Here is a 23,494-nt window from a genome sequence, read left to right on the forward strand (position 1 = left end):
GGGGGAGCATCGTTGTTGATGCGGGAGCCCAGCCGGATGGTGTTCGGCGCAAAGGCCGAGGAATCATCGTCGAAGGTACTAGTGGGGAAAGCTCCGGGGTTAAAGCTGGCATCGCCAAAGCCACCGGCCCCATCAAGGTCAGCAAACTTGGTGAAGCGCCCGATAAACTTGAGCTGTACGGTTTCCAGGGAGCCGTTACGGTGCTTGGCAATAATTACCTCGCCGGTACCTGGGTGGGGTTGCCCATTTCATCCTCCGTAATCTTGTAGTACTCGGGGCGGTAGAGGAAGATTACCATATCGGCATCCTGCTCGATAGAACCCGATTCACGCAGGTCACTCAACTGGGGCTTCTTGTCGCCACCGCGGGTTTCCACCGAGCGGGAAAGCTGGGACAGAGCCAGCACCGGCACATTCAACTCCTTGGCAATGCCTTTCAGCGCCCGCGAAATCGAGGCAATTTCTTGTTCGCGGTTGCCGCCCCCCTTGCCGTCCGTGTTGCCCGTCATCAACTGCAGGTAGTCAATGATAATCATCTGGATATCGTGGTGGGCCTTGAGGCGGCGGCACTTGGTGCGCAACTCCCGGATGCTGAGTCCCGGCGTATCGTCGATGTAAATAGGCGCCGACGACAAAGCCGAAATTTTGTGGTTGAGCTGGGCCCACTCGTAGTCGGCCAGGTTGCCCTTCTTAATCTTCTCGGAATCTAGCTCGGCTTCAGCCGAAATCAAACGATTCACGAGCTGGAGCGAGGACATTTCCAAGGAGAAGATGGCCACCGGCTTCTTGAACTCCACCGCTGCGTTGCGCATGGCCGACACCACGAAGGCCGTTTTACCCATACCTGGGCGGGCTGCAATAATAACCAAGTCGGATGGCTGCCAGCCGCTGGTTACGCGGTCGAGGGCCGAGAAGCCCGAGGGCACGCCCGTGAGGCCGTCTTTCTGATCTTTCTTTTCTTCCAGCTCCTTGATGGCCTTTCCCATCAGGCTGCGCATGTCGTCGAAGTTCTTGCGGATGTTCGACTCCGACACTTCAAAAAGCGACTGCTCCGTGCTGTCTAGCAGGTTAAATACATCGGTAGTATCCTCGAAGGCGTCGCGCTGAATGTCGCTGGCAATGCGAATCAACTCGCGCTTAATGGCATTTTCGGTGATAATGCGGGCGTGGTACTCAATATTGGCCGCCGAGTTTACCTTAAACGTCAGGTTGGCTACATAATGAGCCCCACCGGCGGCTTCCAACTCGCCCATTTCCCGCAGCTCGTGCGTAACGGTCAGAATATCAATTGGCTCCGACTTGTCAAACAAATTCAGGATGCCCTTGAAGATGCGCTGATGCCCATCCTTGTAGAAGCTCTGGGGCTTGAGAATATCGATTACGGTGGTAAGAGCGTCCTTCTCGAGCATAAGGGCGCCCAGTACGGCAGCTTCCAGTTCCAGCGCCTGCGGGGGCAGTTTGCCGGCGGGGCCGCCCATGGGTATAGCAGGCGTGGGCCGACTATTCCAGGCAGCTTTGGCCCGCGAGGCCGAAAGTTTCAGGCGGTCATCCATCCGGTCGTTCATCAGCAGGTAAGCACTACAAGGTAAGCAGGTTTGAGCGGTTTGCCGTTTGGGCTAGGTAGGTTTCTTTCCACCTACTGTCCGGTTTTTCGGCAAAGGGGTACAAAGCTAACGGGTGAGGTTTACAATCCGCAGGTGGCACAAAAGGTTTCTTTTTTGTATGCTAATAAGGTGAAGAAACTGCACACAAAAAGGAAGAAATTAGATTCGGAACCTATACGCCGGTCTTCGGAAGCTCGTGTACGGCAGCTCTCACCCAATCAGCTTACCTTTGCCGCCCCGCATACCATCCTACCTGAATGGCCTCCACTCCTTCTTCGCTCCAACGTCTGCACCTGATTGCCATCGGGGGTAGCATCATGCATAACCTGGCCCTGGCCCTGCACAAGCGCGGCGCCCACGTAACGGGCTCCGACGACGAAATATTTGAGCCGGCTAAAAGCCGACTGGCGGCGGCTGGGCTCCTCCCCGTTCAGGAAGGCTGGTTTCCGGAGAAAGTATCCACTGACCTCGACGCTGTAATTGTGGGTATGCATGCCCGCCCTGATAACCCCGAGCTGCTGAAGGCCCAGGAGTTGGGGCTGCGCGTATATTCTTTCCCGGAATTTATTTACGAGGCCTCCAAGAATAAGCAGCGCGTAGTTATTGGCGGTTCGCACGGCAAGACCAGCATCACCTCGCTTATTCTGCACGTGCTACGCTACCATGGCCGCAAGTTCGACTACGCCGTGGGAGCTCAGCTGGAAGGCTTCGACCTGATGGTGCAGCTCACGGAAGATGCACCCATTATCATCATCGAAGGCGACGAGTATCTATCATCACCCATCGACCGGCGCCCGAAGTTCCACCTGTACCAGCACCACATTGGGGTGATTTCGGGCATCAGTTGGGACCACATCAATGTGTTCCCAACCGAGGAAATTTACCGGGAGCAGTTCAAGACTTTTGCCGACATGACGCCCAAGGCCGGCACGCTCATCTACGACCGGGACGACGAGCAAGTGCAGCTTGTAACGGTACCTTCCAGCCCCGATGTGAAGTACATCGGCTACGGTCCGCACGAGCACGTCATTCGCCAGGGTAAAACATTCTTGCTCAATAAGAAGGACGAGGAAGTACCCGTGCAGGTATTCGGAGAGCACAACCTGCGCAATATTTCGGCCGCCAAAGAGGTGTGCAAGTGCTTGGGCATTAAGGGCAAGGATTTCTACGAAGCTTTGGGCTCGTTTAAAGGTGCTGCCCGCCGCCTAGAGCTCGTGCGCGAAGGCCAGGAGTCCGTTGTGTACAAAGACTTTGCCCACGCGCCTAGCAAGCTCAAGGCCACTGCCACGGCGTTTAAAAAGCAGTATCCTCAGCGCAAATTGGTTGCCTGCTTGGAGCTACATACATTCAGCTCCCTGAATCCAGCCTTCCTGCCCCAGTACGCCCATACTTTCGATGCGCCCGACGTGGCCGTGGTGTACTTTAACCCGCACGTGCTGGAACACAAGCGCCTACCGCCGCTGCCCCCTGAGGCGGTACAGCAAGCCTTCCAGCGCCCCAACCTGCAGGTGTTCACGGACAGCCGGCAGCTAGCAGAATTTCTACGTAACCAAAACTGGCAGAACGCGAACCTGTTGATGATGACATCGGGCACGTTCGATGGGTTGGATCTGGTGCAGCTTGCAACGGACATTACCAAGTAGGAGCCCGGCACCTATCCCCTTTTTACCGGCGGATGCGGGTCTCGCGTCACTACTTTGCTATGAAACACACCATTCTCCTGTTGCACGGCGCGCTGGCCACGGAGGCGCAGTTAAAATTCCTGACGCGGGAGCTTCCCCCGTTCTATGAGGTGCACTCATTCTCGTTCGGCGGGCATGGCGGGCGTCCCCTGGTAGCATCAGAATTCACGATGAGACAGTTTGCCCAGGAGGTTAAGCAGTTCATCATGAAGAATGACTTGGCACCCGTGCACGCCTTCGGCTACAGCTTGGGAGGCTACGCGGCCCTTACGGCTGCCCTTACGGCCCCTGAGCTGTTCAGTAGCATCACGACCCTAGGCACCAAGCTCGACTGGTCGCCGGCACTGGCCGCCCTTGAAACGCGCTGGCTGAACCTGGAGAAAATGCAGGAAAAAGTACCCGAGTTCGTAGCAAAGCTAGAGCAACTGCACGCCCCTACCCCACTACCGGACCTGCTGGCCGCAACCGCCGCACTGCTGCGCAGCCTTGGCGAGTCACCTTTACTGACGCCCGAAACGCTGGGCACGCTGGAGGTGCCCGTGCAAGTGCTAGTAGGTGAACTAGACAAAACGGCCGACGTGGATGCTTCCCGCTACTTCGCCGACCACTTGCCTCGGGCTACGTTTGAAATCATCATGAACACCCCGCACCCCATAGAGAAAGTAAACCCCGATTTGCTAACAAACCGCATTGCCCGGTTTGTGGAAGCAGTGCAGGAAGACATGGTATAGCTTCCTTTCTCTTTGCTATCCAACACGCATAAAAAAGGGTCCGCCATACGGCGGACCCTTTTTTATGCGTGTTAATTGTCCTCGGGTTTCTTAGCGGGCGGGGCCGGCGTGGGCCGGCGCCGGTCGGTAGTGACCAGAAGGGCCAGGGCCGTGAGGGAAAGGCGAAGAATCCATTTGCGGCTGAGCATGGCTAGCGGCGGGGAAAAAAGGTATTGTGGTCTTCTACGCGCAAATCGCACCGGCTGCCCCCCGTATTTTCCTCGCATGTGGTGCCTACAATCTCGTTTTTCTCGAAGTTGAAGAAGCAGAACGTGCAGCCCACGCCCGTAATGATGTAGCGTGCAGCGGCCGAGCTTAGGTACAAGCTGTTATCGGAGGAGGTTTGCAAGGGCAAGGCCATGCCTCGGAACATGCCGTGGTGCAGGCCCAGGCCCACGAGGTAGTACACGGCCTTGTCTTTCGACGTTTCCTGCACTTTCCGAATCATAGTTTTATCGATAACGGTACCATCTCCGAATTGGCGAGTGAAGCCGCTGGCCAACTGCTCGCGGGGGATGATGTACTGAATTTTTCCATCCGACACCTGAGCAATCTGCTTACTGGTAGCTTCCAGCGTCCGCCGGGTTACCACATCGGGGTCATTGGTGGGCGAACTCATCTCGGGGAAGCCCCGCTTGGTAGTTTCGCAGGCTGCTAGCCCAACCAAGGTCAGCAGGCCACTCACAACCAGTGGAGAAAATACAGAACGCAGAGAATACTTCATTTAGGAATTGATAGTCACCTACTCTTAGCGAGCGGTATAGTATTTACGAGCCTCAGGCAGCTCTTTCTGAATGGCCGCAATGCGTGTACCATTGGAGGGGTGAGTAGAAAGAAACTCGGGTGGCGAAGCCGTGTTTTCGCGGGCATCCATCCGCTGCCAAAATGCCACCGCCCCGTCTGGATTGTAGCCAGCCATGGCCATAAAGATAAGGCCTAGGTGGTCAGCTTCCGACTCTTGGCTGCGACCGTACTTTAGTAGTCCTAGCTGCGAGCCAAGGCCTACGGCTTGCAGAAATACGTTTTGCGTAAGGGTGGGCGTTTGTCCTACGGCCGTTGAAACGGCTGCCCCTACCCCTTGCGCGGCATATTGCTGGCTGGCCCGCTCCGAGCTATGTTTGGCTACGGCGTGAGCTATTTCATGGCCCATTACTACGGCCAGGCCATTTTCATCCTGCGTGATGGGTAGGATGCCGCTGTATACGGCCACTTTGCCGCCGGGCATGCACCACGCATTTTCCTGTTTGTCTTCAATCAGATTAAACTCCCAGGCGTAGCCCTCCAACTGGCTGGATTGGTTTTGCTGCCGAAAATACGTTTCCACAGCTTGCTGAATACGCTGGCCTACCCGCTTCACCATGGCCGCTTGGGCGCCACTAGTAACAACTCGACTGGAATCCAGCACGGCGCGGTATTGGGTGGCAGCCATCTGGTTCATTTCCGTATCGGAAACGAGGCTGAGCTGACGGCGGCCCGTAATGGGAACGGTGGAGCAGGCGGCCGCCGTAAACAGGCAGCTGGCCAGAGCTAATTTCTTAAGCATCGGCAAGAGAGGGTTGAGGAAAGCGACGTAAACAGAACGGAACGACGCCGGCCAAGGCACCATGCCAGATGCCAGCCAACGTCGCGTTGCTATACGTGAGGCAGTAGGCAAAATGTTTGGCCGATCAGCGTAAGCTGCAAAAAGCCCCCTCGTTTGCGTTTCGGCCCGCGAATTAAACGCTATTTTTGGCCTTCACCCCCTCTAGCGGTCATCGTAAGAGGCTTTTTCCTAGAATCTACGCCTCTTGGCCTTTCAACTTCTTGAGCATGAAAATTCTTTGCATCGGCCGCAACTACGCCGAACATATTGCTGAACTCCAGAACGAAACGCCCGACGCTCCCGTCATTTTCTCCAAGCCGGACACGGCCCTGCTGCAACGCAACCAGCCCTTTTTCCTGCCCGATTTCTCCCAGGATATCCACCACGAGATTGAGCTGGTGCTGCGCATCTGCAAGAACGGCAAGAACATCGAAGAGAAGTTTGCTCCTACCTACTTCGACGCCATCGGCTTAGGTATCGACTTCACGGCCCGCGACCTGCAAAGCAAGCTTAAGAGCAAGGGCCTACCCTGGGAGCTGGCTAAAGGGTTTGACGGCTCGGCGCCCATTTCTCAAGAGTTTAAGCCCGTGGCCGATTTTGCCGATCTGAAGAACATCGACTTCCACCTGGAAGTAAATGGCGAGGTGCGCCAGCAGGGCAACTCTAGCATGATGCTCCACGATTTCAACAAGATCATCAGCTACATCTCGCAGTTCATCACCCTCAAGATGGGCGACCTCATTTTTACGGGTACTCCCAGCGGGGTGGGCCCTGTGCAAGTGGGCGACCAACTCACGGGATACCTAGCCGGCGAAAAGCTTCTGGACTTGGCCATAAAGTAAGCCTCAGCCCTTCCTACCGGTAGTAGCCCTGCCGGTAGGAGGCCATATTTCACCATAATCCATCTGGCCCTGGAGGCACGATAATGGCTTGTGCAGGCGTTGCAGTGGTGCCGCCTTCTTTTTCTTGCTGCTGATTCTCCTTTTTTGAATGTCCTTTTTTGCACAACACCAGCCCTGGCGGCTGCTTGGCGTAGCGTTGCCCTTTGGGTTGCTACTGGGGTTGCAGCCCGCTGCTTGCGGCGGGCAGGAGCCTGATTCTACTGAGCCCGCCCGGTCTACTCTTCCTACCCCAACGGCCAATTCCCGGCCTGAGGTACCCAACGGCTACTTCTTGTTTCCTATTAAGCCCGGCCAGCAAAATTTTCTAGCGGCCAGCATGGGCGAGCTGCGTCCCAATCACTTCCACGGAGGCCTCGATATTAAAACCGATGGCCGCGTTGACTTGCCGGTACACGCTTCTCAGGATGGCTACATCTCGCGCCTCAAGCAAAGCAGCTTTGGCTACGGCAACGTGCTCTATATCACCCACCCCAACGGGCTAACGACGGTATATGGGCACTTAAACCACTTTAAAGGTCCCGTGGCCGAGGAGTTGCGGCGACGTCAATACGAAAAGCAAACCTATGAGCTAGAGTTGTTCTTCAAACCCGGCCAGTTTCCCGTGAAGCGCGGCGACATTGTGGCGTTGTCGGGCAATACGGGTGGGTCGGCGGGCCCCCACGTGCACTGGGAAGTCCGCGACCAGCAGGACAACCAGCTCAATCCTTTGCAGTGGGGTGGCTTCCAAGAGATTCAGGACCACGTGGCCCCCTCCTTGCAGGCCTTTGCGGTGGAGGCCCTCAGCATTGACGCCCGCGTGCAAAACCGCTTCGGTAAGGCGGTGTTTGTTCCCAAAACGCCACCTCTCCTCAACGGCGGAGGCTACGTGTGGGCTGATACCATTGCCGCTAACGGCACGGTGGGCCTGCTGGTGCAAGGTTTCGACCGGTTCGACCAGGCGTGGAATAAAAACGGCTTTCAGAAGGTAGACGTGCTAGTGAATGGGCAGCCCCTGTACTCGCACGTGGTTGACAATATTCCGTTTCCGGAGGCTCCCGCCAGGTAAACCAGCACATGGACTACGAGTGGCGCGCCACCCAAGGCAGGCAACTGGAAAAGCTGTTTGTAGACGATGGCAATGAGCTCAGCATCTATACCACGGGCGCAGCAAGGGCCGGTTGCGCGTGGTGCCGGGCCGCATCTACAGCGTAGAAATTCGGATGGCCGACTCTTACGGCAACATGACGCCGCTGCGCTTTGTGCTGCGCGGTGAGGAAGCGGGCTACTACAAAACGCGCTCGGCCGCCGTCAAAACACCCAGCCTGCGGTTCGATGTAAGCCGCAACCTACTGGTAGCCACGGCCGCCGACCCCGACACGGCCGCAGTAGGCGGTAATCTGACCTTGTTTAGCGGCAACCGCCGCCTGACGCTTAAGCCCAGCTACACGGCCCAGAGCCAGAACACCTACCTCTACGATTTGCGAGCTGGCCTACCCGATTCCATGCAGTTTGGGCGCATCACTAAGCGGTTCGACCGGCAGGCCATGATACCGGCGGGCCGGGAGTTCGGTTTCTCGACGGCCAGCATGAGTTTGGGGTTCAATCCCAAAACCTTGTTTGACACTCTGTACGTGCAGACCACCTACAAGCAAGGCCTCTGGACGGTACACTCGCCCCGCACGCCACTCTACCAGCCCCTGCGCCTCACCCTACGACCCGGTGGCCCTGTAGCAGACCCGCGCCGCACGGCCATCTACAGCGTTTCGGCGAAGGAGGGCGCGCCTACGTGGGTGGCAAATGGGATGCTACGGGCACCAGCGTTTCGGCCCCTATTAAAACCTTTGGTCAGTTTCGCCTCCTGACGGATACAATACCCCCCTCAGCCCGCCTTATTAGCCGGGGTGCAGGAGGCCTGGTGTTCAAAGTTGGCGACGACCTTTCGGGGGTAGCTAGCTATAAACTATTGGTAAACGGGCAATTCCGCCTGTTGCGCCACGAGTATAAAAATGCCACCCTGTTTACAGAGCACGACGACACGCTGGGCCCGGCCTTGCACGGTCCGGCTACCCTATACCTCACGGACCAAGCTGGTAACGAGAAAGTCATTAACCTGACTTTGTAGCACGCCCAGCAGCACCCACAACAAAAAGGCCCTCTTCCGTGGAAGAGGGCCTTTTTGTTGGCAGAATGAAGAACAGCGGGAAGCTTAATTGGCCGGTTGTCGGACAAATACTTCCCCCATTTTATCTTCCTCCTTGATTAAAGGCCGCACAATAATGCGGGCACCGCGCTGGTAGGTGAACAGGCGGTATACCCAGTTGGCCAACACAATCAGCTTGCTGCGGAAACCAATGAGGTAGTACACGTGTACAAACAACCACGCCACCCAGGCAATAAACCCGCGGAGAGTTTTGTTGCCGGGCAAATCGGCTACGGCCCGGGCCCGGCCTACAATGGCCAGGGAGCCTTTGTCGAAGTAGCTGAAGGGCTGCCACGCTTGGTTGCGGAGCTGGCGCACCAGGTTTTTACCGAGGTGAGCCCCCTGCTGCAAGGCGGGCTGCGCTACCTGTGGGTGGCCCTTGGGCCACTTATCGGTTTTCATCACGGCCACGTCGCCAATGGCGAAAATGTCTTCGTAGCCTTGCACTTGGTTGAAGGTGTTGACCAAATAGCGCCCGCGCTCTACTACCTCGGCGGGAAGTCCTTCAATGATGGCACCGGCTACGCCAGCGGCCCACACCATGGTCTGGCTGCGGATCTGTTCGCCATCCTTGAACTTCACCGTATGTCCGTCGTACGAATCGACCAGCTTGTTGAGCTTGATGATGACGCCTAGCTCCTCCAAGTACTCGTGGGTATTCTTGCTCGACTCTGGTGACAAAGGCGGCAGAACCCTATCCAAGCCATCTACCAGGTAGATGTTCATTTGCTTGAAGTCCAGCCCAGGGTAGTCTCGGGGCAGAATGTGGCGGCGCATTTCAGCCAGGGAGCCAGCCAGCTCCACGCCCGTGGGGCCCGCCCCCGCAATAACAATGTTGAGCAGGGCCTGACGCGTTTCGGGGTCGCGCGTCATGCTGGCTTGCTCAAAGCTTTGCAGCAGCTGGCTTCGCAGGTTTACGGCATCATCCAAGGTCTTTAGACCAAAAGCATGCTGCTTAATCTGCTGATTGCCAAAGTAGTTAGACGTAGTACCCGTAGCAATTACCAGGTAATCGTAGCGGATAGACCCAATAAGGGTAGTCACCGTTTTGGCGGCTGGGTCAATGTTGGTCACCCGCACAAAGCGGAAGTGGAAGTCCTTGCGGTCGTCAAAAATTTTCCGAACAGGTTCGGCAATGGATTCGGGCTCCAAGCCGGCCGTGGCCACCTGATACAACAGGGGCCAGAAGCCGTAGTAGTTCAGCTTACTTAGCATCACTACCTGAAAGTCCTTATCAGGCAGATCTTTTGTCAGATTAACCGCCCCAAAGCCGCCGCCAATAATGACCACGCGGGGTTTGTTCGTATCTGGTATGTTAAGCGAGAGATGTTCCAGGTGCAGCATGAGCAGAAAGGAATGAGAAGTAGTACCTATACGAGCAACAATAAAAAACCGGCCGAAACTGCTTACTACCTGCGGTTGAGCTTGTTAGCTCACGGCTTATAAGTTAGCAGCTTCAGCCGGCCCACCGCGTTATTTAGTCGCGTGGTCAGGCCGTTGAATTTCTAGCGCGCCAGGTAGCCCCCATCTATTGGATAGTAAGAACCCGTCACAAAGGAGGCCTTATCCGAGCTGAGCCATAGCACCAACTCGGCAATTTCCTCAGCCCGTCCTAGTCGCCCAAGAGGATGCAAAGCTACTAATTGTTGCTTTTGTGTGACAGGAAGATCTTTAAGTAAAGGCGTTTCAATGTAGCCCGGCCCTACCGCATTGATCCTAATGCCCTGGGTAGCATACTCCAACGCGGCTGATTGCGTGAGCCCTACAACAGCATGTTTGGCCGCCGCATAGGCTGCCGAATTGGGCGTACCTACCTGCCCGAGGATGGAAGCCATGTTGATAATGCTACCTCCCGCCTGCATTACAGCCAGCTCGTACTTCAGGCAAAAGAACACACTGTTGAGGTTAACGTCGATAACCTTTTTCCAGCCTTCTAGGCTGTACTTACCCACTGGGTTTAGCTCGCCCCCAATACCGGCATTGTTGCAGGCAATATCCAACTGCCCGAAAGCTGAAACTGCTTTTTGCACTAGGGCTTCGCACTGGGTGGGGTCACTCACGTCGGTGCGCTGAAACTGAGCCTGTCCGCCAGCCTGGGTTATTTCGGCCACCAGTTGCTGCCCCTTCTCAGCATCCACATCCGATACCAGCACGCTGGCTCCTTGTTGGGCGTAGAGTTCGGCAATAGCTTTACCAATACCGGATGCGGCGCCCGTTACGAGGGCTACTTTGCCTGCAAGTTGCTTTTCCATACTACATGTGGTTTTTGAGTACGCTGAGGTATCTACTCACACCCTTGATACATATACCTACATTCGTTAGCTTAACCAAGGCAGGCTACTTTCTTTTCTACTAGCCCCTGAGCACCAACTGGCAACTAGGGTATATCCTGGCACGCCGATACCGCGTACAGGTAGCATCCTTTCTTCTCCTCGACCATGTCCAACGACTTACTTAAACGCCGCCGGCCCGTTTTGTTTACGGCTATTGCTGCTACTGTTGCCACGGGCGTAGCAGCTTATTCGTACGCGCGCCGCAAGCTGCAGGCGCCCTTGGCTACGGTAGCCCACGTTGATCTGCACAAGTATGCGGGCCTTTGGTACGAAGTTGCCCGGCTACCTACGCGGTATGAAAAGGGATGCCAGCACGTTACGGCGCACTACAAGCTGCAGCCCGACGGCAAAGTGAAGGTGCTCAACACCTGCCACAAGAATGGACTGGAAGGCCCCGTAGAAACGGCTACGGGCACGGCACGGGTAGTAGACCCAGTGACGAATGCCAAGCTGAAAGTCAGCTTTTTCTGGCCTTTCGAGGGCGACTACTGGATCCTGGAGCTAGACCACGCCGACTACCGCTACGCGCTGGTGGGCGAGCCTAGCCGCAAAAGCCTGTGGATCTTAAGCCGCACGCCACACCTAGAGCGCAGCATCCGCGACCGGCTAGTGGCTTATGGCCGTGGCCTGGGTTTCCCCGTGGAAAAGCTAGTCTACACTCCCCAACCCATAGAGGAAGCAGGCGCATAGCCGTTCCCACGCTTGGGGCGGCTTGCTAGGCGCCAAGGGGGTAGCAGGCTGCCCTCCGTTGGGAGAAGCCGTACTTCCGTTCTACCTTCGTGGCATGTCTATTCCTCAATCTGGCGAGCTGGCACCGGCTTTTGAAGCCCACGACCAAGATGGTAACCTGCTCCGCCTCTCCGACTTTCAGGGCCGCAAAGTAGCCCTCTACTTCTACCCCAAAGACGATACCAGCGGCTGCACGGCCCAGGCCTGCGACCTGCGCGACAACTACCAGCAGTTGCTGGGCGCCGGTATTCAAGTGCTTGGCGTCAGCATCGACTCTGAGAAGTCGCACAAGAAGTTTGCAACCAAGCACGAGCTGCCCTTTCCGCTGCTAGTAGACGAGGACAAGAAGATTGTGCAAGACTACGGCGTATGGCAGGAAAAATCCATGTACGGCCGCAAGTACATGGGCACTATGCGCTACACCTTCCTCATCGACGAGGAGGGCAAGATTGAAAAGGTCATCACCAAAGTGGATACCAAAAACCACGCGGCTCAGCTGCTATAATTTTCAAGAGCCCTGCCCCTCTGGCAGGGCTTTTTTGCTTGCGGCGGGAGCTTCTGCAACGCATTCAGCGGAGAGGCCGGTCTTTTTTTACTAGTACGGTTTCCTCTACCTTCCCCTCTCGCCCAACTTTCTACCTTTGCTTTCCCATCAACCCTAACTGTTATTATGGCCCAGGAAACGTCATTCGCCGCTTCTTCCGAGACGCACGCGCCCAAGCCAACCCGCTCGGTAGCGGAGTTGAAACAGATTGCCGCCCAAGTGCGGCGCGACATCGTGCGCATGGTGCACGGGGTAAACTCGGGCCACCCCGGCGGCTCGTTGGGTTGCACCGATTTGCTGGTGGCGCTCTACTTCAAAGTAATGGAGCACACGCCCGAGCCCTTCGATATGAACGGCACGGGGCAGGACTTGTTTTTCCTTTCCAATGGTCACATTTCGCCGGTATTTTACTCAGTGCTAGCGCGCTCGGGCTACTTTCCGGTAGCTGAACTGGCTACTTTCCGTAAGCTGAACTCGCGCTTGCAGGGCCACCCCGCTACGCACGAGCACCTGCCCGGCATTCGTATTGCTTCGGGCTCGTTGGGCCAGGGCTTGAGCGTGGCCATTGGGGCCGCCCAGGCGAAGAAATTAAACGGCGACGCTCGGCAGGTATTTGTGCTGATGGGCGACGGGGAGCTAGAGGAAGGCCAGATTTGGGAAGCCGCCATGTACGCCCCCCACCACAAAGTAGACAACCTGATTGCTTTCGTAGACCGCAACGGCCAGCAGATTGATGGCCCCACCGAGAAAATTGGTGGCCTAGGCGACCTGCGCGCCAAGTTTGAATCGTTCAACTGGCGCGTACTGGAAACCGACGGCAACGACCTCGAAAAGCTACTTCCCACCATCGAAGAAGCTCAGCGCCTCAGCGGGCAGGGCCAGCCCATTATGGTGCTGATGGATACGCAAATGGGCTTCGGCGTTGATTTCATGATGGGCTCGCATAAGTGGCACGGCGTGGCTCCGAACGACGAGCAGCTCGAGAAAGCCCTGCAGCAACTGCTGGTAGAAGAAGCCGGCGACTACTAACCCCGCACCGCAGGAAGATGGGCGCCACGTTTTGGGTACGCTACGCACTGTTACTAGCTATACTCTGGCTGGCGCTGCCGTGTCGTGCTCAAAATGTGGCCCCGGCTTCTACCCGCACCACGCGCATCCTGTTCGTGCTGGATGCGTCGGGCTCTATGCGGGCGCCTTGGGAAGGACAGCAACGCTGGGATGTAGCCAAGAATCTACTTTCCAAGATGGTAGACTCACTGAATGCGTATCCGCACTTGGAGTTGGCGCTACGGGCCTACGGGCACCAGCACGAAAACAAGGAGCAGAACTGCGAGGACTCCAAGCTGGAAGTACCCTTTGCGCCCAAAAACGCGGGGGCTATTAAAGCTCGCCTCAAAACCATTCAGCCCAAGGGAAACACGCCCATTACCTATTCCTTGCTGCAATCGGCCAATGACTTTCCGGCGGATAAATCGGCGCGCAACGTGTTGATTTTAATTACCGATGGCCTGGAATCCTGCAAGGGAGACCCGTGCGCCACGGCGGTAGCTTTGCAGCGAAAACGGGTGTTTCTCAAGCCCTTCGTGATTGGCATCGGAGCCGAGCGGGAGTTTGGGAAGCAGCTGGAGTGCCTGGGCCAGTACTACAACGCGGCCGATGTGCAAACCTTTCGTACCATCCTCAACGATGTAGTAGCCCAAACCCTGGCTAAGACCACCGTTGCAGTGAACCTCACCGACGAGCAGGGCCGCCCCGTGGAATCGAACGTGAACATGACGTTTCAGAACAACGTGACGGACCAGCCGGAGTACAACTACGTGCACTACCGCGACGCCCAGGGCAAACCCGACGTGCTCGACATTGACGCCTTGCAGAGCTACGACTTGGTGATTAACACGGTGCCGCCCGTGCGCCAGCAGAACCTGCCCATCCGCCCCGGTCGGGCCAACGTGCTAACGTACAAAACGCCCCAGGGTACGCTCTGGCTTCAGAACCCCAACCTGTCGCCGAATCCCTATGGCACGGTGCAGGCGGTAGTACGGGCCCAGGGCAGCCCCGCCACGGTGGTAGCTTTATCCTTTGGCGCACGGCAGAAACTACTGGCCGGCAACTACGAAGTGGAGCTCCTGACCCTACCCCGCCAGGTGCGCCGCATCGCGGTGAAGCAGGGCCAGGAAACGGCCGTAACCTACGAAGCGCCCGGCATCCTGAACATTGTGACGGACTTGAAAGGGTACGGCAGCATTTACAAGCTCAACAACGACGAGTCGCAGACCTGGGTGCACAACTTGCCCGATGGCGGGAGCAGCAAAGTGAATGTAACCATGCAGCCCGGAGTATACCGGCTGGTGTTTCGCACCAAAACGGCTACCGGCAGCAAGTTTACTGACGTACGCAACTTCACTATCCGGCCGGGTCAAACCACTTCGGTGAGCATTTTCGGCCGATGAAGAGCACAACCGGTAGGCAGCACCGCCAGCCCATACCCCTATACCTCATGTCCTCTTCTGTTTTGCAAAACCTTATAAGCCAGAGCGCAACCGCCCTAGCCCAAAACGGTTACGCCATCCTAGCGGGCATCTACACTCCCGAAGAACTAGCAGGCTTGCTTCGCACTATCGAAAGAGCCGAAACTTCCTCGCCTAATTTTCGACGGAGCCAGGACGTATTTGCCATCCGCAACCTGCTGGGCGAGATTCCGGCCTTGCGTGAGCAGCTACTGACGCCCCGGCTGCGGGAAGTGCTGTCCGGGCTCTTTCCCGATAGCCAACCCTACTTGGTGAAGGCTATCTACTTCGACAAGCCCGCTGGCTCCAACTGGCTGGTGGCGTGGCATCAGGATGTGATGATACGGGTAAACCACCGGGCCGATTTGCCGGATTATGGTCCCTGGACCAGCAAAGGCGACGAGGTAACTGTACTACCGCCGCCTTCCGTTCTGGAAAGCATCATTACGGTGCGCCTCCACCTAGACGACTGTGACGAAACTAATGGTGCGTTGCGTGTAGTACCCGGTTCTCATCGTCACGGCGTCATTGCCAATGATCAGCATCCCCACTACACGCCGCGGGCCGTACGTTGCCCGGTGCCGGCCGGGGGCCTGATGCTTATGCAGCCGCTTACGCTGCACGCTTCTAACCGCAGCACTAGTAGCCGCCCGCGCCGCGTGATTCACTTGGAGTTTAGCGCCGCTGAGCTGCCCGGTGACTTACAGTGGCGAGAGCTGCTAGCAGTGACAACTGAGGGACTGTCTTGCTGAACGTGCAACTGCAGAACGACTAACTAACACCACAAACCTCTCTAAGAACCCTACATCTTCACATATGAAAGACTTTCCCTACACCGAATCAAAAGACACCCGCAGCGGCTTTGGCGCGGGCTTGCACGAGCTGGGCAAAACCAACCCGAACGTTGTAGCCTTATGCGCCGACCTTATTGGCTCGCTCAAGATGGATGCTTTCATCAAAGACAATCCCGAGCGGTTTTTCCAAGTAGGTATTGCCGAGGCCAACATGATGGGCCTGGCCGCGGGCCTTACTATTGGGGGTAAAATTCCATTCACGGGTACCTTCGCGAACTTCAGCACAGGCCGCGTGTACGACCAGATTCGGCAGAGCATTGCCTACTCCAACAAAAACGTAAAAATCTGCGCTTCGCACGCGGGCCTCACGCTGGGCGAGGATGGTGCTACCCACCAGATTCTGGAAGACATCGGGATGATGAAGATGCTCCCGCACATGACGGTCATTAACCCCTGCGACTTCAACCAAACCAAAGCCGCTACCCTGGCCATTGCCGACTACGAAGGCCCCGTGTACCTGCGCTTTGGCCGCCCGGTAGTGCCCAATTTCACCCCCGCCGACCAGAAGTTTGAAATCGGCAAGGGCATTGTGCTGAACGAAGGTACCGATGTGAGCATCTTCGCTACCGGCCATTTGGTATGGAAAGCTATTCTGGCGGGTAAGCTATTGGCTGATAAAGGCATCAACGCGGAAATCATCAACATCCACACCATTAAGCCGCTGGACGCGGAGTTGGTGCTGGCCTCGGCACGCAAAACGCGCTGCGTGGTAACGGCGGAGGAACACCAGATGAACGGCGGCTTGGGCGACTCCATTGCCCAACTGCTGATCCGCGAGGAGCCCCTACCCCTGGAAATGGTAGCCGTAAACGACTCTTTCGGCGAGTCTGGCACCCCCGACCAGTTGATGGAGAAATATGGCCTCAATGAGCAAGCCATTGTGGCGGCCGTAGAGAAAGTAATGGCCCGCCGCAAGTAAGCTCACGTCATCAAACTGCACAAAAACTCCTGCTACCCCAGTGTAGCGGGAGTTTTTTTGTTTACTGGTAATCCGTTGGCTCCTAGCATTTATCCTCACGTTAGCTGTGTAGGTTGGCCAAGCGTTGCTCTAGCGCCGCATCCAGATATAGCCACTCGGCGCGGTTGGCAAAAGTATAGTCGTGGTAGCACGCCAGAAAGGCTTCCGTTTCGCGGTACACGTCCCGCAGCGCCTCCGCCGACTCCTGGGAGCTATGCTCGTAGTCAGCAGCCAGCCCGTATATCCAGCCAATTTCCCGGTCGGAAGTAACCAGCAGGCGGAGGCGGTACAGGGCGCTTATGGTTTGCCCCAAAGACCAGGAGCCCGCACTTAGGTGTTGCTGCAGCCAAGCCAGCGCCGGACGCACCGAAAAGCTTTCGGGCGGAAAAGCCAAGCTTAGGTACGCGAGTACCTCGTCTTTGCCGGTGCGCAGATAGCGGTAGAGCTCTAGATAAAACAGCTCCGGCTCTGGCTCCTGCAACAGCACGTCATCAACCCACTCGCTTACGTCGGCCAAGGTTGCTACCCCTAATTGCAGGCCCAACCTTGCGTAGAAGGCTGCCTCCGACGCCGACAACTGGTGCAGTTCCTCTCGTAAGTTCGTGGCCATGCCGTGCGGGTTCAGTAGCCTACGCTTGCTTGGTTCCGCAATCGGCGCAAAAGTGTTGCCCGGGCTTGAGCGAGGCGCCGCAGCTGGTGCAAAACTTTTCCTTCGCCTGAGCCGCGACGCTAGGGGTACCGCACTGCGGGCAAAACTTTTGGCTTGGCTCTAGCTTGTTCTGGCAGCTTTTGCAGTGCACAATGGTCCCGGTACCCAAGAAATCAAGTTGGCTTGTATAGTCGTGCTGGCGGGTTTTGGTTTGAATTTGCTCCCGCGCTGCTTGCCGCTGCTGGGCCGCTAGCTCCTCGTGCTCATCGGGGGCGCAGCTTTCGCAAAGACCGGCCGTGTGGTTCCAGCATACAGTAGGGCACACCCAGTGCCCACAGCGGGTACACTGCTTGAAGTATTCTTTACCCTCCTGCACTGCTTTTTCCAAGGCGGCATCGTGGGCTTTGCCCCCAATGGCCCGCTGCACGTGGTAGGCGGCATTTCCGGCATCGTAGAAGCTGCCCCCGAACAGGCTACCTGCTGCCCGCATCAGTTCCCCAGCAATACCGATGCTGTTGGGATGAAACCGCGACATGTGCCCGTTTCGGCATTTGTCGCAGTAGAATTTGAATTGAAAGCCTTTGTCAGTAGATAAATCGTCGTGGTTGGCCACAAACTGAATTAGGTTGCTCATAGCAGGCAAGTCGGTCAGGTGAACGGCTAAAAGTAGTTATATCCGAATAGTACTCTACTCCTGCTCAGGGCCAGCCGAAAAAAATCTGCCCGTATACTTGCACACACTCTGGGGCTTGCGGCCCCGCTATTTATGCGCTTACTCTACTTTCTTCTCTGCTGCTTTTTGGTTGTGGGTGCTGCACCTGCTTTGCACGCGCAAAACCAGCAGCAGCGCGACACCACCCTCATCGTATATAGCGGGCAGCTAACGGGCGCCTACAGCCGCGGCGGCGTGAGCCGGGCCTTGCTTTCCACTTCCCACTCCCTCACATTTACGCGGGGCCAGCACTACGGCCTACCTCTGAGCGGAAGCTTTATTTACGGCAAGCAAGATGGGTTTCTGAAGGAGCGGGAGCTGCTGCTCAATGCTACCCCCTACTACTACAAGGGCAGGTTTAGGGCCTACGCGCTGGGCGGATTCGAAATCAGTAACCTGCGCGGCATTACGAGCCGGGTGCAGTTGGGAGCCGGGCCCGGGTGGGCCTTCTACTCCGACACGCTGGGACGGGAAGTTTCGGTGAGCAACCTGCTGATCCGGGAGAAAACAAACTTTCGCGACGGCACTTCCCGTCTTACTACCCGCAACTCTGCCCGCCTGAAAGTATCCTACTCGCGGAGCGTTGTAACGCTGAGCTCCATTACGTTCTACCAGCCTTCCGTACTAGATTTCGGCGACTACCGCTTCAGCAACCTGACCACGCTGGCGCTCAAGCTTCCGCGTAAATTTTCCGTCAACTTCAGCTACAACTACACCCACGAAAGCCGTGTTATCGAGGGCCGCTTCCCGGATAACACCAACGTAACCGTGGGAGTAGCGTACAGCACCACCCGTTAGGTAGGGCCCGCGCTTACTGCGTGGTGAACGTGGCTACGTAGGCCAGCCCGGCGGAAGCACTAGTGATAGAGGAGCCCGCGAGGTAGCTCAGAAGTGGGTACAGCGGCTGCTTTAACACACTAAGTTCCGCATGCTGTCCTTGCAGAATTTCTCGGATAGTAGTGGAGCCCTGAGTCATGAGTTGCTGCGCATACTGGCGCGGCACTTTGTGCTCGTAGAGAAAGGCGGACAGTCCTGCCACCATAGTTGGGTCGGGGGCGTTGAGCGCCTGCACGTAGTCGGGTAGTACCTGGGGCCAGTCCTGGAGGGCAATGGGGTGGTAGCGAAAAAAACCCTGAACGAGTTGCAGGGTAGCTATGCCTAGATTAGGGTCGCGTAGGAAAGGCAGCAGTTGGTACACTTCCGTGGCGGTGTGCGCCCGGGAACCCGCCTGCACCAGCGCCTTTTCACGCACTGAGTCGGGCGCGGCGCTATGCAGCACAGCTACGCACTGCGCCACCGTAAGCGGGCTGGGCGCCTGAAGCAGCCGCAGAGACGCTGCGTAGCGGGCTGCTTGGTGGCGTGGGTATTTGCGCCGGATGGCCGCAACCGCCGCCGTATCCTGAGCCCGGACGGCAAACAGCATCTTCCTGGCCATCTGAAACTCTGGGTTATGTAGCTGCTGTATGTGCATGGCTGCATTAAGCTGAGCAACTACGCTGGGCGCGGGAGCTGCTGTGGTCCGGTAGGGCTTGCCTGTGTCGGAGCGTAGCGTCACAAGCCACTGATCATCGGCCAGCCATATTACCTGCGCGTCCTTGTAGCCCATGGGCCGGATAGCGGCCATGCATACCGTGGCTTTCTTCTCGTTGAGGGCTGCTACGAAGCTTTCCCGGGTGAGGCCAGTAGGCAGGCCCCATATCTCCACCTCGCTCGATTTGATTTGGGCGGCTGCAGGCGTTATCTGGCTGAAAAGACCAACCAACAGCGCAAGAAAATACTTCTTCATAAGGCACGCGTATATAGTTGACTAGTTGCTCTTTCACTTCTTTTCTACCCCATCAGTCAAGATAGTCGTTCAAGTGAAATTAAACTAATAGCCAGCGTATCATTCTAAGGCTTACACCCGCCGCCCTAACCCGCTCCCCTGCGCTTGGAAGACCAGGAGATACTCGTCAAGTTTGATGACCCCGCCACCCGCAATGTGGCTTTCAACCAGCTGGTGCGCAAGTACCAGCAGAAGGTGTATTGGCACGTACGCAAAATGGTTATCGACCACGATGACGCCGACGACCTCACGCAAGACGTGTTTGTGAAGGTGTGGAACCACTTAGCTTCCTTTCGGCGCGATGCTTCGCTCTACACGTGGATTTACCGCATTGCTACCAATGAGTGCCTGAGCTTTCTGGCCAGCAAGCGACGGAAGTTCTTTCTACCTCTGCATGATGTGGGAGCAGAACTGACCGCTAAAGTAGAAGCTGATGCCAGCCTGGCCGGCGACGAGGTGGAGCGCACGTTGCAGAAAGCCATTCTGCGCCTTCCCGACAAACAGCGCTTGGTGTTTAACCTGCGCTACTACGATGAAATGCCCTATGAGCAAATGGCCGAGGTAACGGGCACCTCCGTGGGTGCCCTCAAAGCCTCCTACCACCATGCCGTGAAAAAAATTGAGCAGTACGTTACGGAAGCGTCCCTAAATAATTAAACCCGAGAGCTTCGACCACTTCTAAGCAGTATGAATACTCCCTTTCGTTTGGACAACCACCCGCGCCGCTCGCAGCCTCCGCTGGCTTCCCCGCCAGACCGCTACTTCGAGCAACTCCCTACGCGGGTGATGGAGCGCGTGACTAGCGAGGTGAACAGCCCGGTGCGCTGGCTTGGGTTGCTACCCGCACCCTTGCGTACGGCACTGGCATCAGTGGTACTGCTAGGTGGGTTTGCTACTACCTATGTCCTTATTCAGCATCCCCCCACCCCACCAGCCGATAGTTTAGCCTCGGTGCCCCAACAAGAGCTGGTAGACTACCTCCTAGCCAGCGACCAACGCGTGACGCTCACTGACCTGGCAGAGCTACCAGCCACGGCCCAGCCCCTTCCTGAAACGTACCTGCAAGCTTCTCCTAGCGAAGTGCAGGATGTGCTAGACGCTCAGCCTTTGGAGGATACCTACCTCTAGGGTGTATGTTTACTTTCCCATGTTGCCCTTCTTCTTATGAATCATCTTCTTCGTAGTCTACTGGTGCTTATGCTGCTAGCGGTAGTACCGGCTGCTTCTTTTGCCCAAGCCGATCGGCAGGCCCGGCTGAATCAGTTGGAAAACGCCAAGATTGCCTACATCACCGATAAGATTTCGCTTACCCAGGACCAGGCTCAGAAATTCTGGCCCGTTTACAACGACTTCACCAACAAGCGCCGCGACATCAACCGCCGCATGCGCCTGCTGCGTTCTACCAACCCCGATGCCCTCACCGACCAGCAAATCAAGGACAACTTAACCCAGGCCATGGACCTGCGCCAACAGGAGGTGAAGCTGGAAAAGGAGTATTTCGAACGGTTTCAGAAGTTGCTCAGCATCCGGCAGGTAGGAAAGCTGTACACGGCCGAGCGAGATTTCACTCGTGAAGTCATCAAGCGCGTTGCCGACCGGCGCGGGCCACGCGGTTCCCACGCCACAGACCAACCAAACAACTAACCCATTCGGCGCACACATTACTCGATGTGCGTCAGTCAATTGAGTATTATGCTACTATAGAAAAGCGGCTGGTCAACCAGCCGCTTTTTTATGGCCTTCTCGCAGGCGTACATGCGCTAGTGAAAATTTGGCGACCCTTCCGCCGTACTTTTGCGGCCCGAATTTGTTTTGCCTAGTATGCTTACGCCCCGCCAGCTTTTCCTGCGCCATCAGGCCCAGACTTCCGATTTTCCCCTTCTGCTTGAGATTGAGCGCGCCGAGGGCGTGTACATGTACAGTCCGGAGGGCCACCGCTACCTCGATTTGATTTCGGGTATTGGTGTGAGCAACGTGGGGCACCGCCACCCCCGGGTGCTAGCTGCTATTCAGGATCAGCTAGACAAGTACCTGCACCTGATGGTTTATGGTGAGGTAGTGCAGGCCCCCCCTGCCCGGCTTGCCCAAGCCCTGCACGAAACCCTACCGAGCCACCTCGACAATGTATATTTCACAAACTCGGGTGCCGAAGCGGTGGAAGGGGCCCTCAAGCTGGCGAAGCGCCACACGGGCCGCACGGGCTTGCTATCCAGCTTCAATGCCTACCACGGCTCTACGCACGGGGCCCTTAGCATTACAGGTTCCGAGGGTTTCAAAAACGCCTTCCGGCCCTTGCTCCCCGATGTACGCCACTTCCGGCACAACAATTTCGAGGACCTAGAGCTGATTGATGAGCACACAGCCGCCGTAGTGATTGAAACTGTGCAGGGCGAAGCGGGCGTGCGGGTGCCGGCCCCGGGCTACCTACCCGCCCTACGCCAACGCTGCACGGAAGTAGGCGCCCTGCTCATCCTCGATGAAATTCAGTGCGGATTTGGCCGAACCGGTACTTTCTGGGCTTTCCAGCAGTTTGGCATTGAACCTGATATTCTGCTTACGGCCAAGGGCATGGGCGGCGGTATGCCCATCGGGGCCTTTATCTCATCTCAGGAAATCATGGCCGGATTTAAAACCAATCCCATTCTTGGCCATTGCACCACGTTTGGGGGCCATCCGGTATCCTGCGCGGCGGCGCTGGCTACGCTACGCGTCATTCAAGAGGAAAACTTGCTGGCCGGCGTGGCCGAGAAAGGGGCGCGCTTCCGGCGGCAGCTTGTGCACCCGGCCATTCGCGACGTGCGGGGCTGTGGCCTGCTACTAGCCGTGGAGTTCGACTCTTTCGACGTGCTTAAGCCCATCATCGACCGGGCCCTGTGGCATGAGCACCTGCTAACCGACTGGTTTCTGTTCTGCGACAACTCCTTGCGGATTGCTCCGCCCCTCACCATCACCGACGAGCAAATTGATGCAGCCTGTGCGGCACTGCTGCGCGCCATAGAAGAAACAGCAGGGCACTAAAATACCACGGCCGCCTCGCACAGTAGTGCAGGCGGCCCGTAGTGGCTTGCTTGTAGCAGTGTTTACTGTTTACCTTGCAAGTCGTTGTAGTTTAGAAAAGCTTGGGTTTCCTCCTTGATTTGTTCACGAGGCAGGCCGTCTTTCACGCCCATAGAGATCTTGCGGACGAGTACACCTACAATGGCTTTGCGGAAGCCGAGTTTTTCGGCCATATCAATGCAGAAATCCATTTCGTGGTCGTCTACTACGCCATCGGCCAGCATCATGTCCACAAGGTCGAATATCTGGTCGAAGCGCTCCGAGTCGTTTTCGGGGAGCACCATTGCTACTCGCCCAGCGTTGCCTACTATGGTGCGCACCTCATCGGCACGCATGCCATTTTTCTTTCCTACGGCTACAATGAAGTTCATTTCCCGTTCGTCAATATGACCATCGGCTTTGGCCAGTGCTGCTAGGTTGATGAGGTGGCTTTTGACTTTCTTGGTCTGCTCGTTTTCAAAAAAACCAAACATACTGGCGGGGCTTAAGTAGACGGTGGGTTGGAGGAGTGTGGAGCGCGTGCCGCCGGGTTAGAGAATTACCCAAGAGGCAGGTGGGTAATATACCGGAAAGGGCACGCAGTTGCAACAGCTCTGTTTACGAGGTTG

General features: G+C 56.7%; 25 protein-coding genes and 1 pseudogene. 17 read left to right on the top strand and 9 right to left on the bottom strand.

Annotation, left to right across the window (positions count from 1 at the left end; translation table 11 throughout):
* A pseudogene (gene dnaB / locus VI25_RS17240) lies at positions 1-1,477 on the bottom strand (replicative DNA helicase); the annotation flags it as partial.
* A 383-nt stretch (positions 1,478-1,860) separates the two neighbouring features.
* Here dnaB and VI25_RS17245 point away from each other — a divergent pair.
* Together VI25_RS17245 and VI25_RS17250 are read left to right on the top strand one after the other, a co-directional pair.
* Positions 1,861-3,246: a UDP-N-acetylmuramate--L-alanine ligase gene (locus VI25_RS17245; protein WP_045687291.1), complete on the top strand. Its 1,386-nt coding sequence runs from the start codon at positions 1,861-1,863 to the stop codon at positions 3,244-3,246.
* Between the two features lie 59 nt (positions 3,247-3,305).
* A complete protein-coding gene (locus VI25_RS17250) occupies positions 3,306-4,016 on the top strand; it encodes an alpha/beta fold hydrolase (protein ID WP_045687298.1) in 711 nt (236 codons plus the stop codon).
* 190 nt (positions 4,017-4,206) lie between these two features.
* Here the strand turns inward: VI25_RS17250 and VI25_RS17255 are convergent, their stop codons facing one another.
* Entirely contained in the window at positions 4,207-4,779 is a 573-nt protein-coding gene (locus VI25_RS17255; RefSeq protein ID WP_045687290.1) for a hypothetical protein, read from the bottom strand.
* A 24-nt stretch (positions 4,780-4,803) separates the two neighbouring features.
* Positions 4,804-5,598 carry a M48 family metallopeptidase gene (locus VI25_RS17260; RefSeq protein WP_045687289.1) on the bottom strand — a complete coding sequence of 265 codons (795 nt, stop codon included), beginning with the start codon at positions 5,596-5,598 and terminating at the stop codon, positions 4,804-4,806.
* 266 nt (positions 5,599-5,864) lie between these two features.
* On the opposite strand from VI25_RS17260, the gene VI25_RS17265 reads away from it, so the two are divergent.
* The 4 genes from VI25_RS17265 to VI25_RS17280 all read left to right on the top strand — a co-directional run bounded on the left by VI25_RS17265 (position 5,865) and on the right by VI25_RS17280 (position 8,640).
* Positions 5,865-6,479, top strand: coding sequence for a fumarylacetoacetate hydrolase family protein (locus VI25_RS17265; protein WP_045687288.1), 615 nt, complete (start codon positions 5,865-5,867; stop codon positions 6,477-6,479).
* A gap of 148 nt (positions 6,480-6,627) precedes the next feature.
* Positions 6,628-7,584 carry a M23 family metallopeptidase gene (locus VI25_RS17270; protein WP_052694962.1) on the top strand — a complete coding sequence of 319 codons (957 nt, stop codon included), beginning with the start codon at positions 6,628-6,630 and terminating at the stop codon, positions 7,582-7,584.
* 121 nt (positions 7,585-7,705) lie between these two features.
* A complete protein-coding gene (locus tag VI25_RS17275; protein WP_152981679.1) occupies positions 7,706-8,380 on the top strand; it encodes a hypothetical protein in 675 nt (224 codons plus the stop codon).
* Positions 8,381-8,433: 53 nt separating this feature from the next.
* The gene (locus tag VI25_RS17280) at positions 8,434-8,640 is read left to right on the top strand and encodes a hypothetical protein (RefSeq protein WP_045687286.1); all 207 of its coding nucleotides are present in this window, start codon (positions 8,434-8,436) and stop codon (positions 8,638-8,640) included.
* Positions 8,641-8,724: 84 nt separating this feature from the next.
* Here the strand turns inward: VI25_RS17280 and VI25_RS17285 are convergent, their stop codons facing one another.
* Positions 8,725-10,062 (bottom strand): NAD(P)/FAD-dependent oxidoreductase, encoded by a 1,338-nt coding sequence (locus VI25_RS17285; protein WP_055562691.1) that lies wholly within the window; start codon positions 10,060-10,062, stop codon positions 8,725-8,727.
* A gap of 161 nt (positions 10,063-10,223) precedes the next feature.
* Positions 10,224-10,970, bottom strand: a complete 747-nt coding sequence (locus tag VI25_RS17290) for an SDR family NAD(P)-dependent oxidoreductase (protein WP_045687285.1) — start codon at positions 10,968-10,970, stop codon at positions 10,224-10,226.
* A 186-nt stretch (positions 10,971-11,156) separates the two neighbouring features.
* Here VI25_RS17290 and VI25_RS17295 point away from each other — a divergent pair, with 186 nt between their 5' ends.
* The 6 genes from VI25_RS17295 to VI25_RS17320 all read left to right on the top strand — a co-directional run bounded on the left by VI25_RS17295 (position 11,157) and on the right by VI25_RS17320 (position 16,604).
* Positions 11,157-11,741 (top strand): lipocalin family protein, encoded by a 585-nt coding sequence (locus VI25_RS17295; RefSeq protein WP_045687284.1) that lies wholly within the window; start codon positions 11,157-11,159, stop codon positions 11,739-11,741.
* Positions 11,742-11,835: 94 nt separating this feature from the next.
* A complete protein-coding gene (gene bcp / locus VI25_RS17300) occupies positions 11,836-12,285 on the top strand; it encodes a thioredoxin-dependent thiol peroxidase (RefSeq protein WP_045687296.1) in 450 nt (149 codons plus the stop codon).
* Positions 12,286-12,450: 165 nt separating this feature from the next.
* Positions 12,451-13,353 (top strand): transketolase, encoded by a 903-nt coding sequence (locus VI25_RS17305; protein ID WP_045687283.1) that lies wholly within the window; start codon positions 12,451-12,453, stop codon positions 13,351-13,353.
* Between the two features lie 17 nt (positions 13,354-13,370).
* Positions 13,371-14,774, top strand: a complete 1,404-nt coding sequence (locus tag VI25_RS17310; protein ID WP_055562692.1) for a vWA domain-containing protein — start codon at positions 13,371-13,373, stop codon at positions 14,772-14,774.
* A 47-nt stretch (positions 14,775-14,821) separates the two neighbouring features.
* Complete coding sequence (locus VI25_RS17315; RefSeq protein ID WP_045687295.1) at positions 14,822-15,583, top strand: phytanoyl-CoA dioxygenase family protein; 762 nt, start codon at positions 14,822-14,824, stop codon at positions 15,581-15,583.
* Positions 15,584-15,647: 64 nt separating this feature from the next.
* Positions 15,648-16,604, top strand: coding sequence for a transketolase family protein (locus VI25_RS17320; RefSeq protein ID WP_045687282.1), 957 nt, complete (start codon positions 15,648-15,650; stop codon positions 16,602-16,604).
* A gap of 100 nt (positions 16,605-16,704) precedes the next feature.
* Here the strand turns inward: VI25_RS17320 and VI25_RS17325 are convergent, their stop codons facing one another.
* Together VI25_RS17325 and VI25_RS17330 are read right to left on the bottom strand one after the other, a co-directional pair.
* Positions 16,705-17,253 (bottom strand): hypothetical protein, encoded by a 549-nt coding sequence (locus VI25_RS17325; protein ID WP_045687281.1) that lies wholly within the window; start codon positions 17,251-17,253, stop codon positions 16,705-16,707.
* Positions 17,254-17,272: 19 nt separating this feature from the next.
* Positions 17,273-17,926, bottom strand: a complete 654-nt coding sequence (locus VI25_RS17330) for a zinc ribbon domain-containing protein (protein ID WP_045687280.1) — start codon at positions 17,924-17,926, stop codon at positions 17,273-17,275.
* A gap of 132 nt (positions 17,927-18,058) precedes the next feature.
* Between VI25_RS17330 and VI25_RS17335 the strand changes: the two genes are divergently transcribed.
* Entirely contained in the window at positions 18,059-18,802 is a 744-nt protein-coding gene (locus VI25_RS17335; RefSeq protein ID WP_045687279.1) for a DUF481 domain-containing protein, read from the top strand.
* A 13-nt stretch (positions 18,803-18,815) separates the two neighbouring features.
* On the opposite strand, the gene VI25_RS17340 is transcribed toward VI25_RS17335, so the two are convergent.
* Entirely contained in the window at positions 18,816-19,790 is a 975-nt protein-coding gene (locus tag VI25_RS17340; protein ID WP_045687278.1) for a hypothetical protein, read from the bottom strand.
* 144 nt (positions 19,791-19,934) lie between these two features.
* On the opposite strand from VI25_RS17340, the gene VI25_RS17345 reads away from it, so the two are divergent.
* The 4 genes from VI25_RS17345 (at position 19,935) to VI25_RS17360 (ending at position 22,847) form a co-directional block, all read left to right on the top strand.
* Positions 19,935-20,486 (top strand): RNA polymerase sigma factor, encoded by a 552-nt coding sequence (locus tag VI25_RS17345; protein ID WP_045687277.1) that lies wholly within the window; start codon positions 19,935-19,937, stop codon positions 20,484-20,486.
* Positions 20,487-20,516: 30 nt separating this feature from the next.
* Complete coding sequence (locus VI25_RS17350; RefSeq protein ID WP_045687276.1) at positions 20,517-20,957, top strand: hypothetical protein; 441 nt, start codon at positions 20,517-20,519, stop codon at positions 20,955-20,957.
* Between the two features lie 36 nt (positions 20,958-20,993).
* Positions 20,994-21,473 carry a hypothetical protein gene (locus tag VI25_RS17355; RefSeq protein WP_143437117.1) on the top strand — a complete coding sequence of 160 codons (480 nt, stop codon included), beginning with the start codon at positions 20,994-20,996 and terminating at the stop codon, positions 21,471-21,473.
* Between the two features lie 177 nt (positions 21,474-21,650).
* Complete coding sequence (locus VI25_RS17360; protein ID WP_045687274.1) at positions 21,651-22,847, top strand: aspartate aminotransferase family protein; 1,197 nt, start codon at positions 21,651-21,653, stop codon at positions 22,845-22,847.
* Between the two features lie 62 nt (positions 22,848-22,909).
* Here the strand turns inward: VI25_RS17360 and VI25_RS17365 are convergent, their stop codons facing one another.
* Positions 22,910-23,359, bottom strand: a complete 450-nt coding sequence (locus VI25_RS17365; protein WP_045687273.1) for a TerB family tellurite resistance protein — start codon at positions 23,357-23,359, stop codon at positions 22,910-22,912.
* Between the last annotated feature and the right edge of the window lie 135 nt (positions 23,360-23,494).

The sequence above is a fragment of the Hymenobacter sp. AT01-02 genome (assembly GCF_000961955.2).
Taxonomy (GTDB): domain Bacteria; phylum Bacteroidota; class Bacteroidia; order Cytophagales; family Hymenobacteraceae; genus Hymenobacter; species Hymenobacter mucosus.